The organism is Kitasatospora sp. NPDC050543 (assembly GCF_044457565.1).
In the GTDB taxonomy this organism is placed as follows: domain Bacteria; phylum Actinomycetota; class Actinomycetes; order Streptomycetales; family Streptomycetaceae; genus Kitasatospora.
In genome coordinates this window covers 1-14,068 of the sequence record NZ_JBITGZ010000043.1, presented here as the reverse complement: position 1 = coordinate 14,068, position 14,068 = coordinate 1, and the positions used below count along the sequence as shown (strand labels likewise).

General features: G+C 71.7%; 14 protein-coding genes and 1 pseudogene. 7 read left to right on the top strand and 8 right to left on the bottom strand.

Annotated features, from left to right (window positions below; genetic code table 11):
* Positions 1–170 precede the first annotated feature (170 nt).
* A complete protein-coding gene (locus ACIBH3_RS32180) occupies positions 171–1,481 on the top strand; it encodes a peptidase C39 family protein (protein WP_396315641.1) in 1,311 nt (436 codons plus the stop codon).
* A gap of 215 nt (positions 1,482–1,696) precedes the next feature.
* Here the strand turns inward: ACIBH3_RS32180 and ACIBH3_RS32175 are convergent, their stop codons facing one another.
* Entirely contained in the window at positions 1,697–2,761 is a 1,065-nt protein-coding gene (locus ACIBH3_RS32175; protein ID WP_396315640.1) for a YihY/virulence factor BrkB family protein, read from the bottom strand.
* A gap of 306 nt (positions 2,762–3,067) precedes the next feature.
* On the opposite strand from ACIBH3_RS32175, the gene ACIBH3_RS32170 reads away from it, so the two are divergent.
* On the top strand, positions 3,068–4,093 hold the full coding sequence (locus tag ACIBH3_RS32170) for an iron-containing redox enzyme family protein (protein ID WP_396315639.1): 1,026 nt from the start codon (positions 3,068–3,070) through the stop codon (positions 4,091–4,093).
* Here ACIBH3_RS32170 and ACIBH3_RS32165 read toward each other — a convergent pair.
* From ACIBH3_RS32165 to ACIBH3_RS32150, 4 genes are all read right to left on the bottom strand, one after another.
* Positions 4,037–4,222: a CDGSH iron-sulfur domain-containing protein gene (locus ACIBH3_RS32165; RefSeq protein WP_396315668.1), complete on the bottom strand. Its 186-nt coding sequence runs from the start codon at positions 4,220–4,222 to the stop codon at positions 4,037–4,039. The two genes, ACIBH3_RS32170 and ACIBH3_RS32165, sit on opposite strands and share 57 nt — an antisense overlap.
* 64 nt (positions 4,223–4,286) lie before the next feature.
* Positions 4,287–4,943 (bottom strand): HemK2/MTQ2 family protein methyltransferase, encoded by a 657-nt coding sequence (locus ACIBH3_RS32160; RefSeq protein ID WP_396315638.1) that lies wholly within the window; start codon positions 4,941–4,943, stop codon positions 4,287–4,289.
* A 226-nt stretch (positions 4,944–5,169) separates the two neighbouring features.
* Entirely contained in the window at positions 5,170–5,664 is a 495-nt protein-coding gene (locus ACIBH3_RS32155) for a flavin reductase family protein (RefSeq protein WP_396315637.1), read from the bottom strand.
* A gap of 145 nt (positions 5,665–5,809) precedes the next feature.
* A complete protein-coding gene (locus ACIBH3_RS32150) occupies positions 5,810–5,938 on the bottom strand; it encodes a hypothetical protein (RefSeq protein WP_396315636.1) in 129 nt (42 codons plus the stop codon).
* 180 nt (positions 5,939–6,118) lie between these two features.
* Between ACIBH3_RS32150 and ACIBH3_RS32145 the strand changes: the two genes are divergently transcribed.
* Positions 6,119–7,141: a YihY/virulence factor BrkB family protein gene (locus ACIBH3_RS32145; RefSeq protein WP_396315635.1), complete on the top strand. Its 1,023-nt coding sequence runs from the start codon at positions 6,119–6,121 to the stop codon at positions 7,139–7,141.
* Positions 7,142–7,253: 112 nt separating this feature from the next.
* On the opposite strand, the gene ACIBH3_RS32140 is transcribed toward ACIBH3_RS32145, so the two are convergent.
* A complete protein-coding gene (locus ACIBH3_RS32140) occupies positions 7,254–8,822 on the bottom strand; it encodes a CHAD domain-containing protein (RefSeq protein ID WP_396315634.1) in 1,569 nt (522 codons plus the stop codon).
* 328 nt (positions 8,823–9,150) lie between these two features.
* Here ACIBH3_RS32140 and ACIBH3_RS32135 point away from each other — a divergent pair.
* Positions 9,151–9,609 (top strand): annotated as a pseudogene (locus tag ACIBH3_RS32135) (SRPBCC family protein); the annotation flags it as partial.
* 228 nt (positions 9,610–9,837) lie between these two features.
* Positions 9,838–10,794 carry a TIGR03557 family F420-dependent LLM class oxidoreductase gene (locus tag ACIBH3_RS32130; protein WP_396315633.1) on the top strand — a complete coding sequence of 319 codons (957 nt, stop codon included), beginning with the start codon at positions 9,838–9,840 and terminating at the stop codon, positions 10,792–10,794.
* Positions 10,795–10,823: 29 nt separating this feature from the next.
* On the opposite strand, the gene ACIBH3_RS32125 is transcribed toward ACIBH3_RS32130, so the two are convergent.
* Complete coding sequence (locus ACIBH3_RS32125; protein ID WP_396315632.1) at positions 10,824–11,504, bottom strand: HAD family hydrolase; 681 nt, start codon at positions 11,502–11,504, stop codon at positions 10,824–10,826.
* Between the two features lie 271 nt (positions 11,505–11,775).
* On the opposite strand from ACIBH3_RS32125, the gene ACIBH3_RS32120 reads away from it, so the two are divergent.
* Positions 11,776–12,144 (top strand): low affinity iron permease family protein, encoded by a 369-nt coding sequence (locus ACIBH3_RS32120; protein ID WP_396315631.1) that lies wholly within the window; start codon positions 11,776–11,778, stop codon positions 12,142–12,144.
* Between the two features lie 452 nt (positions 12,145–12,596).
* Positions 12,597–13,124 (top strand): hypothetical protein, encoded by a 528-nt coding sequence (locus ACIBH3_RS32115; protein ID WP_396315630.1) that lies wholly within the window; start codon positions 12,597–12,599, stop codon positions 13,122–13,124.
* A gap of 346 nt (positions 13,125–13,470) precedes the next feature.
* On the opposite strand, the gene ACIBH3_RS32110 is transcribed toward ACIBH3_RS32115, so the two are convergent.
* On the bottom strand, positions 13,471–13,794 hold the full coding sequence (locus ACIBH3_RS32110) for a plasmid stabilization protein (RefSeq protein ID WP_396315629.1): 324 nt from the start codon (positions 13,792–13,794) through the stop codon (positions 13,471–13,473).
* Positions 13,795–14,068 lie beyond the last annotated feature (274 nt).

Here is a 14,068-nt window from a genome sequence, read left to right as displayed (position 1 = left end):
GCGTCTTCTGCCCGCGCGGCGCGAGCGGTGCAAGGATGCTGCCTCGGAGCAGCCCGCGGCGCACGGTGGCGGCACCGGGCCGTCGTTCCCGGCACGGCCCGGTGGGCGACCGGCAGGGGCGGACCTCCCGCTCGACCCGACACCGTGCCCAGCAGACCGGAGGCCCAGCCATGACCAGCAGGCCCACCACCGCACGGCCCGCCGCGCCCGCCGCCGCCTCCGGGCGTGCGGCGCGGAGCGCGCCGGTGCACTACCAGGGCTGGACGGGCTTCGCCGACTGGCACGCCGGCTCGTACGACGGCACCCGCGTCCTGCCCGGCGAGCACCCCGGCCTGGTCATCGACCAGGCCGTCGGCACCACCGCCTACACCGACCCGCACACCGGCACCACGGCCCGCTGGGAGTACGCGACCTGGACGTCTCCCATCCACACTCCGCCCGTCCCGGCGAGCGAGGTCGTGGCGTCGTGGAACGCGCACACCCCGGCGGGCACCTGGCTCCAGGCCGAGCTGTGCGGGACGTACACCGATGCCACCGCCACCCCCTGGTACGTCCTGGGCCGCTGGACGGCAGGTGATGCGCAGGGGGACATCAGTCGCACGTCGGTCGAGGGGCAGAGCGACGGCAGGAGCAGCGTCGCCACCGACACCCTCGCCATCGACGACCGGGCGAGCGGCCTGCGACTGGCCTCGTACGCACTGCGCCTGACGCTCCACCGCAGGCCGGGCACCGCTCTGACCCCCACCGTCCGGCGGGTCGGCGCGATGAGCTCGGACCTTCCCGACCGCTTCACGGTGCCCGCGTCCGTGCCGGGGGAGGGCGCGGGTCACGAGCTCGCGGTGCCGCGCTACTCCCAGGAGACCCACCGGGGGCACTACCCGCAGTACGACAACGGCGGCGAGGCGTGGTGCAGCCCCACCTCCTCGCAGATGGTCATCGACTACTGGGGCCACCGGCCGGCCCCGGCCGATCTCGCCTGGGTCGACCCGGCTTTCGCCGACCCCCAGATCGAGCACGCGGCCCGCCACACCTTCGACCACCAGTACCGGGGCTGCGGCAACTGGCCGTTCAACGCTGCCTACGCCGCGACGTACCCCGGCATGCAGGGCGTCGTCACCCGGTTGAGCTCCCTCAACGCGCTGGAGCGGCTGATCCGCGCCGGGATCCCCGTCATCACCTCGCAGTCCTTCCTCGCCTCGGAACTGGACGGAGCCGGCTACGGCACCGCCGGGCACCTCATGTGCGTGGTCGGCTTCACCGCGGCCGGCGACGTCATCGCCAACGACCCGGCGAGTGCGCACAACGACGCGGTCCGCAGGGTGTACAGGCGGCGCCAGTTCGAGAACATCTGGCTGCGGACCAAGCGGTACGACGCAGAAGGCCGGGTGGCGGCCGGTTCAGGCGGTGTCTGCTACATCTACTGGCCTACCAGGTCAGCACCAAGTCAGAACCGCGCGCTACGGGATGTGGGGATCAGCTGAGTACTTCCGGGCCAGGCCCGTCGGTGGGAACCCACGTGCCAGCTCCGAGTCCGTCGAGGCCCACGGGATCCGCGACGCGCGCCTGACGACTCGACCCCTGCGCCCCCTGGCACCCGGGGCGGGGTACGGCCTGCCCGACGTGTCGGGACGCCCCGCGCCTGCCCGCTGCTCCCGCGATCACACCACGGCCCGCGACCACACCACCGCACGTCCCGTCACGATCGGCGATCGGTGACGCCCCCACCGGCCTCACGCCCGGGGTCGGAGCGGCCGCCGTCGCGGGGCCGGTCGCCTTCCTTCGCGCCCTTCTCACCCGACGGCCCGGCCGCGTCCCGGAAGGAGACATCGACGCGCTGCTCGGGGCTGCGTTCCTCCTGCCGGGCGACCGACGACAGGACCTTCTCGTCGGCTTCGGTGAGCGGAGGCCGGAGGATGCTGCGCGGCCACAGCCGGCGGAAGAGCACGACGTCGGTCTCAGCCGCGAACACGGTGATCTGCGCGGTCAAGTAGAGCCAGGAGAGCAGGCCGATCACGGTCGCGAAGAAGCCGTAGACCTGGCCGGCGTGGCGCAGTTCGTGGGCGACCAGCAGCGATCCGAAGGCCTGGAGGATGGTGAACAGCGGCCCGGCCAGTGCGCAGCCGGGCCACAGCGCCCTGGTGGGGACCTCCTTGGGCGTGAGCACCCGGAAGCAGGCCAGGCACAGGGCGGCGTTCAGCAGGGCGGAGACCACCAGGCCCCCGACGCGGGCGGCCGTCCCGGCCAGGGTGGTGCCGACGAGCGTGCCCGCCGCGGTGGTCAGCAGCAGCCCGGCGGTGAGGACCGTGAACAACAGCACGCCCCGGCCCAGTCGGGGCAAGTAGCCCGGCCGCCGCACCCCGCGGACGTTCCAGATCTCGGCCATCGCGTGCTGGAGCACCTGCGCGATGCCGAGCGCCCCGTACAGCAGCCCGAGGACGCCGATGACCAGCGCCAGGCCGCTGCCCTGGAGGGAGTGGATGTTCTGGCGCAGCTGGTTGCCGATGATCGGGAAGTCGGCGAGCGCGGAGTCCAGCACCGCCCGCTGGGCCCCGGGATGGCCGTGCAGGACGAAGCCGAGGGCGGTACTGAGCAGGAGCAGCAGCGGGATCAGGGCGACGAAGCCGTAGTAGGTGATCAGGGCGGCGAGCAGCCCGCCGCGGTCGTCGCCGTACTTCTTGACGACCCCGACGACCAGGCCCATCGGGCGGTGGCGCTGCTGGAAGCGATCCAGAGCGTGCAGGGTCCGTTCGATCGGGTTCACGCCGGCGCGTCTGCCCGCTCGCGCGGGGGTTGACACGCGCAAGGCGGCGCGGGCCGTCCCGGGCCCCGGACGGCGCTCGGAAGTCGGCCCGAACCCGCCGCCGACAGCTGCCGGCCGGCCGTGCGCCTGACGCAGCGAGCGTTAGCCGCGGCCGAACGGGGGAAGCCGCTCCCGTGGCAGGAACGGCGGACGCGAGGAGGCGGGCACGATGGACCGGCGGGAACAGGCGACAGCACAGGCGACACCGCCTGGGATCGAGAGTGAGCTGCGCCGCGACGCCGGTACCGACGGCCGCCGGAGCCGGCGATGAGGAGGCTTCCCGATCCGCGCGGGCCGCTGTCCGAGGCGGTGCTCGGGCTGCTGACCGCCGGGCCCCCCGGCGCCGGCCGTCCCCTCGCACTGCCCGGCCCGGGCGCTGATCCGTGGGGTGAGGACCACCAACTGGCCCTCCACCTCTGCTACGAACTCCACGACCGTGGCCTTCCCGGAGTCGACCCGGGCTGGGAATGGGAGCCCGCGCTCCTCGGGCTCCGCCAGGAGCTGGAGCGCGACTTCGTCGCCGCTGTGCGGGCCGAGGCGGATCCCGTCCCGCCGCTCCCGGACGCTCTGGACCGGCTGTTGGCGGAGCCGGCCGACCAGACCGGTCCGTCCCACTTCCTCCTCGCCGAGGGCGAGCGCCGGCACGCCCGCGAGTACCTGGTGCACCGTTCCGTCTACCACCTCAAGGAGGCCGACCCCCAACTCTGGATGCTGCCCAGGATCCACGGCGCCGCCCAGGCGGTGCTGATGACGGTGGCGTACGACGAGTACGGTGCCGGGCGCCCCGACCGGGCCCACGCGGTGCTGTTCGCCCGGATGATGGCGGACTTCGGCCTCGACCCCCGCTACGGACGCTACCTCGACGTGATCCCCGCGCCTGCACTGGCCGTGGTCAACCTGATGACCCTGTTCGGTCTGCACCGCGCGCTGCGCGGTGCCGCCGTCGGGCACTTCGCCACCGTCGAGATCACCTCCTCGCCGGGCTCCGCGCGCCTCGCGGCCGCGCTGGAACATCTCGGCGCCGGGCCGGACGGCACTCTGTTCTACCGCGAGCACGTCGAGGCGGATGCCGTTCACGAGCAGCTGGTCCGACGCGGGGTGATCAACGAACTGCTCGCTGTCGAGCCCGAGTTGGAGGACGACATCGCGTTCGGCATCGCGGCCGCCGAGGTCGTGGACGTCCGCTTCTCCGATCACCTGCTCGGCCACTGGCGAGCCGGCGCCAGCTCGCTGCGCTCACCGCTGCCCGACGTCCCCATGCCCGACGGCCCTCTGCCCGACGTCCGGCCCTGAAGCCCGCTCGGAGCGGGCGCGCCGCCGGTGGCTGGTGTCACAGAACGGATAGCGACGGCTGCGCCGACACGCGCACAGTGCCACCACCGGGCGGTCGGAGACGCAGACCGTGCCATCCGGAAGGACCACCTCCACCGGGCCCTCGATCAGCAGTGGCCCGCCCGGCACGACGACCACCCTGGTCGCGTCCCGCTCACCACCTCCGGACACCACGCACCACCACCAGTTCCTCCTCGCGCTCGCCGGGCCTGATCAGCCCACGCCGTTCGAACACTGCGGCGCGCGCCGTCATCACCGGTCCGAAGGCCTGCCTGCGCCGGGCCGCCACCGTCACCCGCAACCCGGCCGAGCGCAGGGCGGCCAGCGTGGCCGGGACGTCGGCCAGCGAGGACTGCACGACCAGCAGTACACCGCCGCGGGCCAGCAGTCGCGGCGCCTCCCGGCAGATCCGGTCCAGCAGCAGCCGGCCGTCGGGCCCCGCGTCCCAGGCCAGCGCGGGCCCGTGCCCGGGCTGAGTCACCCCGTCGGCGGTCGGGACATACGGCGGGTTGGCGGTGACGAGGTCGAAGCGCTGCCCGGCGACGGGGCAGGAGAGGTCGCCGCGGCGCAGCCGGATCCTGCGGTGGTACAGCCGGGCGTTCAGCCAGGCGGTCGCCACCGCCCGGGCGGAGAGATCCACGGCGGTGACCCGGGCCCCCGTCCCGGCGGCGGCGAGCGCCACCGCGCCCGTCCCGGTGCCGAGGTCGAGCACCCTGCTGGCGGAGTCCAGCGACTCGCGGCGCAGACAGGAGACGAGCAGTTCGGTGTCGCCCTGGGGCGGATAGACGCCCGGCGGTCTGATCAACAGCATGCCGGGCGGCTGCCCGGATCGGGAGCGGATCATGCCTCACGCCCCGGTCGGCACGGCGCGGGCGACGCCCGCGGCGGCGTTTGGCTCGCCGCTGCTGCTCGACGGCCCGCCGGACGAGCTCTGTCCGGCCCGCCGCCGGGCCCTCGGCGATCTCCGGTTACTGCTCGGAGCTGTTTGTGGTGCTCGCCTCCGTGGCGACGGGCAACGAGGGCCCGAGTGTGTCTGGTCATGCGGGATGGCCGGCATCGATGTCTGAGACATCGCGCAAGGCCAGGGCGGTGGTGGGCGCGGTTGTGGGCGCGGGCGCGCGGGTGCTGACCGGTTCGAGGAGGAATCCGACGTGGTCGCCCCAGTCGGCGTGGTCGAGCACGCGGCCGAGGAACCAGGCTTCCGCATCCGCCAGAACGGGTACCCCGGACGGGCCGGGTGTCCAGGCGACGGCCGCGAACTTGTCGGCGCTGTCTCCGCTCTGCCCTCCGAAGAGTTCGGCCAGGTCATGGCGCTTCCGGGGGATGAGGTGGACGGCGAGCGTGTCGCAGCGTGATGCGACACCGTAGGTGTGGTTCGCCTTGGAGATCCACACAGCGAATCGAGGGGGCTCGATGGAGCACTGCCCGGCGAAGCCGACCAGGCACCCAGCGAGCTCTGGACCGGCAGCTGCGGTGACCACATAGACCGGATAGTCCAACAGGGAGACGAAGGCGTCGAACTGGCTCTCCATACTGCCTCCAGGCGCGCGAGCGAGCTGGGCCAGCGGTGTGTGCGGCGACGGCGGTTGGCCCTCGGGCCAGCTGGCCCGTCAGCGGGCAGCAAGTCTTTGCTCGGGCCGCTATCGGGGCGCCGCAGGGGGATGCGGCGGCCCATCCTTAGGTGTCCAGCATATGTTCGAAGCCGGTCCATGGTTGCGGCTGCTCGCTGGCCCCCGTGGTCGCTTCGAACATCTCGTCCAGGCCGCGCACCCCCAGGGCGGGGGTGATTGCCGCGTCACTGGTCATGCCCGCAATCTATGTCGGGCCGCCGGTGGCCGCCTTCCAGATCGAGGCCGGAGACCTCCGGCGTCTCGCAGACGGGCTCCACGCCGCGCCCCAGGCCGGTCCGGGCTCCAGCGGTGGGCCGCCATGCCTCGGGGGCGCTCGGTGAAGGTTCATCGCGGGCGTTGCGGACAGACGCACGGCATGGCATCCCTATTCAGCCGCAAGCACACGACCGGAGACAGGGAGAGTACCGACGGACCCGGCCCGAGCCGGCAGGTCGAGGCAGCGGCCCCCGACGAACCCAGCGACCTGCCTCGGCACTCCTGGCGGGCCGTGCTGCGGCGCACCGGCAAGGAGTTCCTGGACGACGAGCTGCCGGACCGGGCCGCGGCCCTCACCTACTACAGCGTCCTGGCGATCTTCCCCGCCCTGCTCGTCCTGGTCTCGGTGCTCGGCGTCATCGGGCAGTCCGCGACGAGCAGCGTCCTGGACAATCTGCAGAACCTCGCACCCGGCGCCGCCCGGGACATCCTGCGCAGTGCCGTCGACCAGCTGCAGAACAGTGGCGGCACCAGCACGATCCTGATGATCGTCGGCCTGGCCGGCGCTCTGTGGTCGGCCTCCGGCTACGTGGCGGCCTTCACCCGTTCCTCCAACGCGGTCTACGACATCCGCGAGGGCCGCCCCGTATGGAAGACCACACCGCTGCGCCTGGGCCTGACAATGCTGTTGTTGATGATGCTGGCGGCGAGCGCGGTGATCGTCGTGTTCACCGGCCCGCTGGCGGACCGCGTCGGCCGGGCGCTGGGTGTGGGCCGTACCGCGCTGACGGTGTGGTCGATCTCCAAGTGGCCGGTCCTGGTGCTCCTCGTCGTGCTGATGATCGCCGTGCTGTACTGGGCCGCGCCCAACGTGCGCGACCGTGGGTTCCGCTGGATCTCCCCCGGCAGTCTGCTCGCGGTCGCGCTCTGGATGGCGGCCTCCGCCGGGTTCGCCCTGTACGTCGCGAACTTCTCCTCCTACAACAAGACCTACGGCACGCTGGCAGGCGTCATCGTCTTCCTCGTCTGGCTGTGGATCTCCAACCTCGCCATCCTCCTCGGCCTGGAGTTCGACGCCGAGCTCTCCCGTGAACGCGCCATCGAGGGCGGCCTGCCGAAGGGTGAGGAGCCGTATGTCCGGCCCCGCGACATCAGGGCCTGGCCTGACGACGAACAGCCTTGACCCACGGCAAAGGACGAAGGCATCGCGGCCACCAACCGGCCGACGGACAACCGCCCGACCCGCGTGCCGCCGAATCGGTCCCTGGCGGTGTTCGGCCAGGCAGGAGCAGTGGCTAGGTGAGGTTGGCGAGCCCGTGCTTGTGCGCCCGGCGGCGCAGATCTGGCATGAGACTCTCGGTCTCTCGGGTCACCTCCTGCTGGTGCCCGTACATGACACCGTAGGCGAATGCGTGGCGTCCTCCATCCGACGAGCCGGCTTTCATCAGGGCGGTGCGCGCGATCACCGCGTCCTGGTGGGCGCCGAGGGCTCGCTGCAGGGACTTCATCCGCTTGGCGAACTTCTTGGCGCGCTCGGGGGAGACGCGGCGGGCACTCTCAGCGGTGTAGCGGGCACGCTTGGCCGCCTTGCGGGCGCGGTGCAGCGCGTCGTCGCGTGCAGGCCCAGGGTCGAGTACAAGCGCGGCGTCGAGCCTCTTCACCGTTCTGCGCTGTTCCCGGCGCAGCGTCCGGGACAGTAGCTCAGTGGCGTTCCCGTCGCCGTCCGGCTGCTCAGCGAAGGGCGGATCGTCGGCGAAGGCCTCCAGTGCGTCGAGCAGCTTGTAATAGCGCGCAGTGGCGAGGTCAGCAGCCGTGTGTTCCCAGGCTTGCCGATAGGCGTGGGCGTACCGGCCGGTGATCCGGGCGCGAAGATCGCCCCGCCGTACCTCCGGGGGCAGGCCGTCGACCGCAGCAGCCAGGTGCTCGCCGAGTACCTCCTGGTCTCGAGCTCGACCCAATGACCTTCCCAGCCAGCGGAGTTCAGCGGCCAGAGGATCGGCCTGCCCGCGATCGAACAACCGGCGGTGGGCCTTGAGGAGGCTACGCAGGCGCCGGGCCGCCACTCGCATGCGGTGCACCGAGTCGGGCTCGTTGAGACGCACCCGCGGATCGAGTGTCATGAGCGTTCCGAACTGCTCGCGGATCCGTCCGGCTACCACCGCACCGGGTGTCTCTTGGCGCAGCCGAACCCGGCCCGAGGCGGGCGTCCGTCTGTCGCTCAGTACTCTGGCGAGCTTGGACGAGAAGCGGGAGCGGGTCCCGCCCGCGCCTGTGATCGCGTCCTCGACACCGTCGAGAAGCGCAACGTCACCCTCCTCCAGTTCGACCTCGGTCTCGGTCCAGGCGGTCACCTGCGTACGGGGGCCGCCGGACCGGGCACCCGCGGGAGCTCCGTCATGGCTGCTGTCCTGGGACGGTGGATCGAGGGTCTGGGCGGTGACCTGATCCTCGGTGATCTCCGCGAGCGTGGCTCCGGCCGCGTCGAGCAGCAGCTCGCGGCGTCGGCGCGTGTGCAGGTGGGCGACGGGCACCAGCGTGCGGCCACGTACGAGCACCGCCAGTCGGAGCGTCAGCGGCGAGGGCACCTGACCTGTCGCACCGCTTGCCAGCGGTTCGTGGATCTCCTCGCGCGTGTCCGCGTCACGGGGCAGCTTGAGGTGCCAGCCGGCATCGTTGCCGCCCGTGCGCCGGCGCAGGGTGATCTGTCGGCGCAGCAGGCGCAGGTCCGGGGTGTCGTAGTAGACGGCATCCAGCATCTGCGGCTCGGCGGGCACCACCTGTGCGACGCCCGGCAGGCCCTCGAACCGCCGAGGTGGCCATCCTCCGTCGTACTTTCGCTCCCTCTCGATGTGTTCGGCGCTCATGCTCAGCGCCTTCCCGCAGATCGTGGATTCACGCCCAGGGCATCGGCTGGGGCCAGGCCCGGCCTGGAGCTCGGCACGCAGGTCGGGGCGCGTGTCTGCCAGGGCTGCCCGTCCGCCGGGAGTGCCTTCGGCGTGATCCGAAGGTGCGCGCGGCCTGCGGCCTGCGGCATGTGGGTGGCGTGTCCGGGACCGAATGCGCGCTGCTTCTCGGACAGGCCCGCGCCTCGAAGGTCGTCAGACGGCCGAGCTGCCCGATTAGGTGACCGATCGGAGGGCAGGCGCACGCTTGATACGGAATGTCCGGTCTATCGCTCGGAAGGAGAATGTTGTGAGCAAGGTGAAGGAGTCCATCGACGTGGACGTCCCGCTGCACAGTGCCTACAACCAGTGGACGCAGTTCGAGGACTTCCCGCGTTTCATGAACGGTGTGGAGGAGGTCCGCCAGACGGACGACCGGCACTGCCACTGGACGACGAAGGTCGCCGGTGCCCGCCGCGAGTTCGACACCGAGATCGTCGATCAGCTCCCCGACGAGCGGATCTCCTGGCGCACGGTGGGGGGTGACGTCCAGCAGATGGGAGTCGTGACGTTCCAGCGCCTCGACGACTCCCACACCCGGGTGAGCCTGGCCATGGACTTCGAGCCCCACGGCATGGCCGAGAGGGCCGGCGATCTCCTCGGCGTCCTGGACCGCCAGGTCAAGGGCGACCTGAAGCGGTTCAAGGGCTTCATCGAGGACCAGGGCCGCGAAGGCGGCGGCTGGCGCGGCCGGCTCGCCCCCGGCGACGGGTCGGCTGCCGGTGCGCCGGCCGGCCTCGGTGACGCGCCGGTGCGCGAACGGCCCCAGGCCCGGATGACCGGCGAGGGCGCGCCACCCCTGCCCGAGGACCCGGACGACATGCGGCACGGCTGACCCCTTCCCGGACGCCCGGGCGCCGGCGCTTCGAAGGACGAGCCGGCGCCCGGGCGTCATCGAACCGTGCCGCCCAGCGGCCCCGGAATGACAGGCGGACCCATGACCGCGTTCGGCTACTTCCTCTCCTGCGAGGAGTTCACCCCGGCCCAGCTCCTCGACCAGGCTCGGCGCGCCTCGGACGCCGGATTCACTCGCCTGGCGATCTCCGACCACTACCACCCCTGGAACGACGCCCAGGGAAGCAGCCCCTTTGTCTGGTCGATGATCGGCGCACTCTCCCAGAGCGTCGACCTGCCCGTCACCACACTCGTGACCTGCCCGACGGTCCGCCTGCACCCGGCGGTCACCGCGCAGGCCGCCGCCACCTCCAGCGTCCTGCTGGGCGGCCGCTTCACCCTGGGCGTCGGCACCGGTGAGGCACTGAACGAGCACGTGCACGGCGACCGCTGGCCGTCGTTCGCCGAGCGGGCGGACATGCTGGAGGAAGCCGTGGAGGTGATGCGAGAGTTGTTCACCGGACGTCAGGTCTCCCACTGCGGCCGGCACTACGCCGTGGACAACGCCCGCCTCTACACTGTCCCCGCCGACGCGCCACCGATCTACGTCTCCGGCTTCGGGCCGAACGCGGCCGCCTTGGCCGGCCGGATCGGCGACGGCTTCGTCACCATGGCCCCCGACCGCGAACTGGTTGAGGAGTTCCGCTCGGCCGGCGGCGCCGGCAAGCAGGTGATCGGCGGTGTCAAGGTCTGCTGGAACGAGGACCGGGACAAGGCCGTCGACCTGGTACTCCGCCTGTGGCCGACCGAACTGTTGCCGGGTGAACTCGCCCAGATCCTCCCCACCCCGGCGCACTTCGAGCAGGCGAGTGAGCTGGTCACATCCGAGATGATCAGCGACGCCGTGAACTGCGGCAACGACACCGACCGGCACATCGCGACGCTGCGTTCCTACGTCGAGGCCGGCTTCGACGAGGTGTACGTCGGCCAGATCGGCCCCGACAACGAGGCCTTCTTCGACAACTACCGGAGCGCGGTCCTTCCGGCGCTGCCCGGCTGAACGGCCGGCGCGTGCCGCACAGCCACCCGCTAGCCACGGCGCGAGGGCGGCGGCTGCCCGAGCGCGCTGTCCGCCAGACTCGCAAGCAAGGCGGCTGGGTCCGCATGCACCTCCACCGCTCCCGCGGCCCGCAGATCGCGCTCGCTCCAGCCGCCGGAGAGCACGGCGATACACGGCACCCCAGCGGCGGTCGCGGACTGGACGTCCCACACCGTGTCACCGACGAAGACGGCCTCGCCTGCACGGGCACCTGCCTTGTCCAGTGCGGCATGGACCAGGTCGGGCGCGGGCTTGCTGGCTTCGACGTCATCCGCGCTGGTCGCGGCGGAGACCGCGTCGTCCGCGTCCAGGGCGCGGCGCATCACCTCCAGGTCCCGCCCGGACGCCGAACTCGCCAGGACCACCGTCCAGCCCCGCACAGCCACCGCGCGCAGGAGGTCGGCAGCACCGTCGAAGGGCCGCAGGCGCGGCCAGAACCGGGCAAACAGCGCGTGCTGGGCGGAGCTGATGTCACCGTCCTGCGCCCGGTCGCGGTCCTGGGAGAGGACGTGGTCGAGGAGCTGGTCGCCGCCCATGCCGATCGAGGCATGGATGCGGGCCATCGCCGGGGTGTGGCCGTACTGGGCGAGCGCCTCCGCCCAGGCCAGTGTGTGCAGGTAGTTCGTGTCGAGGAGTGTCCCGTCGACGTCGAAGAGCGCCGTCGGCGCCATCTGGCTGCCTCCTGTCCGAAACGGCTGATCTGGTCAACGACGCTACGGCGGCTCCAATCGAAACGCGACGCACCGCGCCCGGCGCGTTTGTACCTGGGCCCGCCGGGCAGACGACGAACAGCTTGCCGACGCCGTCGGGCACTGAAAGCGGTGCCGGCCCCCGGGGGGCGGCACCGCTCCCGCTCACAAGGGGTGCGGCCCTGTCCGGAGGGAGCGCGGGGCATGCGTGGCGTCGGACGCCTCCACAGCGGCGGGTGGTAGGGAAAGGGACATGACTCTCTCGCACCCTGCAGACCGCGGTGACGGCGCGCGCGGCCGGTTCGAGCGGCTTGCCGAGACCGCTTCCAACCTCACCAGCTCGCCTGCCTTCTCCCTGTTCTGCGTCCTTCTGGTGGCCGCCTTCATCGCGGTCCACGCGGCCGGTCTGTCGACGGAGTGGCAGATCCTCGTAGGTGACACCATGACCGCGATCACACTGCTCCTGCTGGCGCTGCTCAAGAATGCAGAGCGGCGCGCCGAGCACGCCGTCCAGCGCAAACTGGACGCGATCGCCGCGGCCCTCCTCGAACAGCACGAAGGCCACGAGGGCGACGCGCACAAAGAGCTCAGGAAGGCCATCCGCATGGAAGAGCGGCTCTGAGATTCCCGCCGTACGGATCAGCCCGCCGTGCTACCCGGGGACGTGACCCGTGGTTCCCGGCCGTCGCCAAGGCCGGCCACCGGGCTGCCCGGTCTCCGGCGCGCGACATCACCGCCTTCGCGCCGCGCTGCCAGTCCACTGCAGGATTCCTGGCGGGCGCGCCCTGCCGCCTGGAGCGCGTACTCGAACGCGATGCCGTTCTCGAAGCCCGGGTCGCCCCTGATCGTGAGGCGCCGGCGTGCGCAGGGCCCAGCCACGCGGTGAAGGTGCCCCCGTCTGATTGTGCCCGCTGTCGATCCGAGGGCCGGAGCGATGGGTGCTCGCCAAGCGTCGGCCCCCGCTGAGGGGCACCATGAGAGAGCACGCCTGTGCACCTCGGGCGCTTGCGGTTCGACCGTGACGCGCTCGGCAATGGGCGGCAGCCCGCGAGCCCGATCCCCGGAGGACACGTCATGTCTCCTCACAGCCTGGCGCAGCCCCTGAACATCTACCTGAACGACCACCTCACCGGAGCTTTCGGCGGTGCCGCTCTCGCCCGTCGAATGGCCGACACCCACTCCGACAGCCGGCGCGCCGCCGAGCTGCGCCTCCTGGCCCGGCAAGTGGAGGAGGACCGGGACGAACTCGTACGGATCATGAACCGGCTGGGCGTGCCCGTACGCCACTACCGCACTTGGCTCGGGGTCGCCGGCGAGCGGATCGGCCGGCTCAAGCCCAACGGCACCCTGGTCCGCCGTGCCCCGCTGTCGGACCTGATCGAACTGGAAGCGATGCGCACCGGCGTCGAGGGCAAGGCCGCACTGTGGCGGGCACTTCGCGCCATCGCCGACGAGGACCCGCGACTGGATCCGGTCGACCTGGATCGTCTCTCCCAACGCGCAGCCGACCAGGCACGCACGCTGACCGCCTGGCACCAGGCCGTCAGCGCCGAGGTCCTCACCCGGCATGGCGCCAGGTTCGGCGCGCCGTCACCCCTGTGAACACCAGCCCAGGGCGGGCAGGGAACGCCGCGGGAACCCTGCGGAGACGGACACCCGGCGGGCCCAATGCCGCCGAGCGGCCTGCGTTCACCTGCGTTCAGTCGGGCGGTTCCGGTGCGCGGGGCCCCGGCTCCGGCGGGGCAGGCTCACGGGGTGGGATGGGCGGCTCGGGCGGCGGGGTGGGCGAGCCGGGCGGCGCCGGGGGGTCCGGCGGCCTCGGCGGCTCGGTCGGCTCCGGCGGACCGGGTGGATCAACAGGCTCCGGCGGCCTCGGCAGCGACGAGAGCTCTGGCGGCGGAACCCGGGTGATGTCGGAGGGGTCGGGCAGCATGGTGATCACAGGTTCCTATCGGCCGAGGGCGTTCTCGAGTTGCTTCTTGTTCATATTCGAGCGGCCTTGGATGTTGCGCTGCTTGGCTTCGTTGTACAGCTGCTCCTTGGTGGGGCCCTGGGAGCCGCTGTGAGAGCGTTGCCCGCCGCGGTGGGCGGAGGAGGTGTCCTTGACCGAGCTGCGGCTGGCGGTCTTCGACTCCCCGTGGCGGGCGCGTTCCTTGTTCACCGTGCGGGCGGCGATCTCCTTGGCGCGCTTCTCACTCTCACCTCGCTCCAATGCGCTGTCCTTGATGTGCTCGTACTGACGCTCCCGCTTGGGAGTTGATCCGCGAGGCATGGCCACCTGCTCCTGTCCTGTGACTACGGGCGCGTCTACCCCGCATCCGTGAAACGAACCCGGCAAGGATTCGGGGCAACCCGCTCTCACCCGTCCGGCGCCGGTGTCACCGCCGTCGCAGTGCGTCGACACAGGATTCGCCAGCCGGCGGACGGGTGGCCTTCAATCGCTACTGAAGTTGAATTCGTGATGTCGCTCGGACGGGTGAAGCAGTAGCGTTCGCCTGCCGGTGGAGGGTCGGTCCCGGTAGTCGTGTGCTGTGAGGTATGCACAG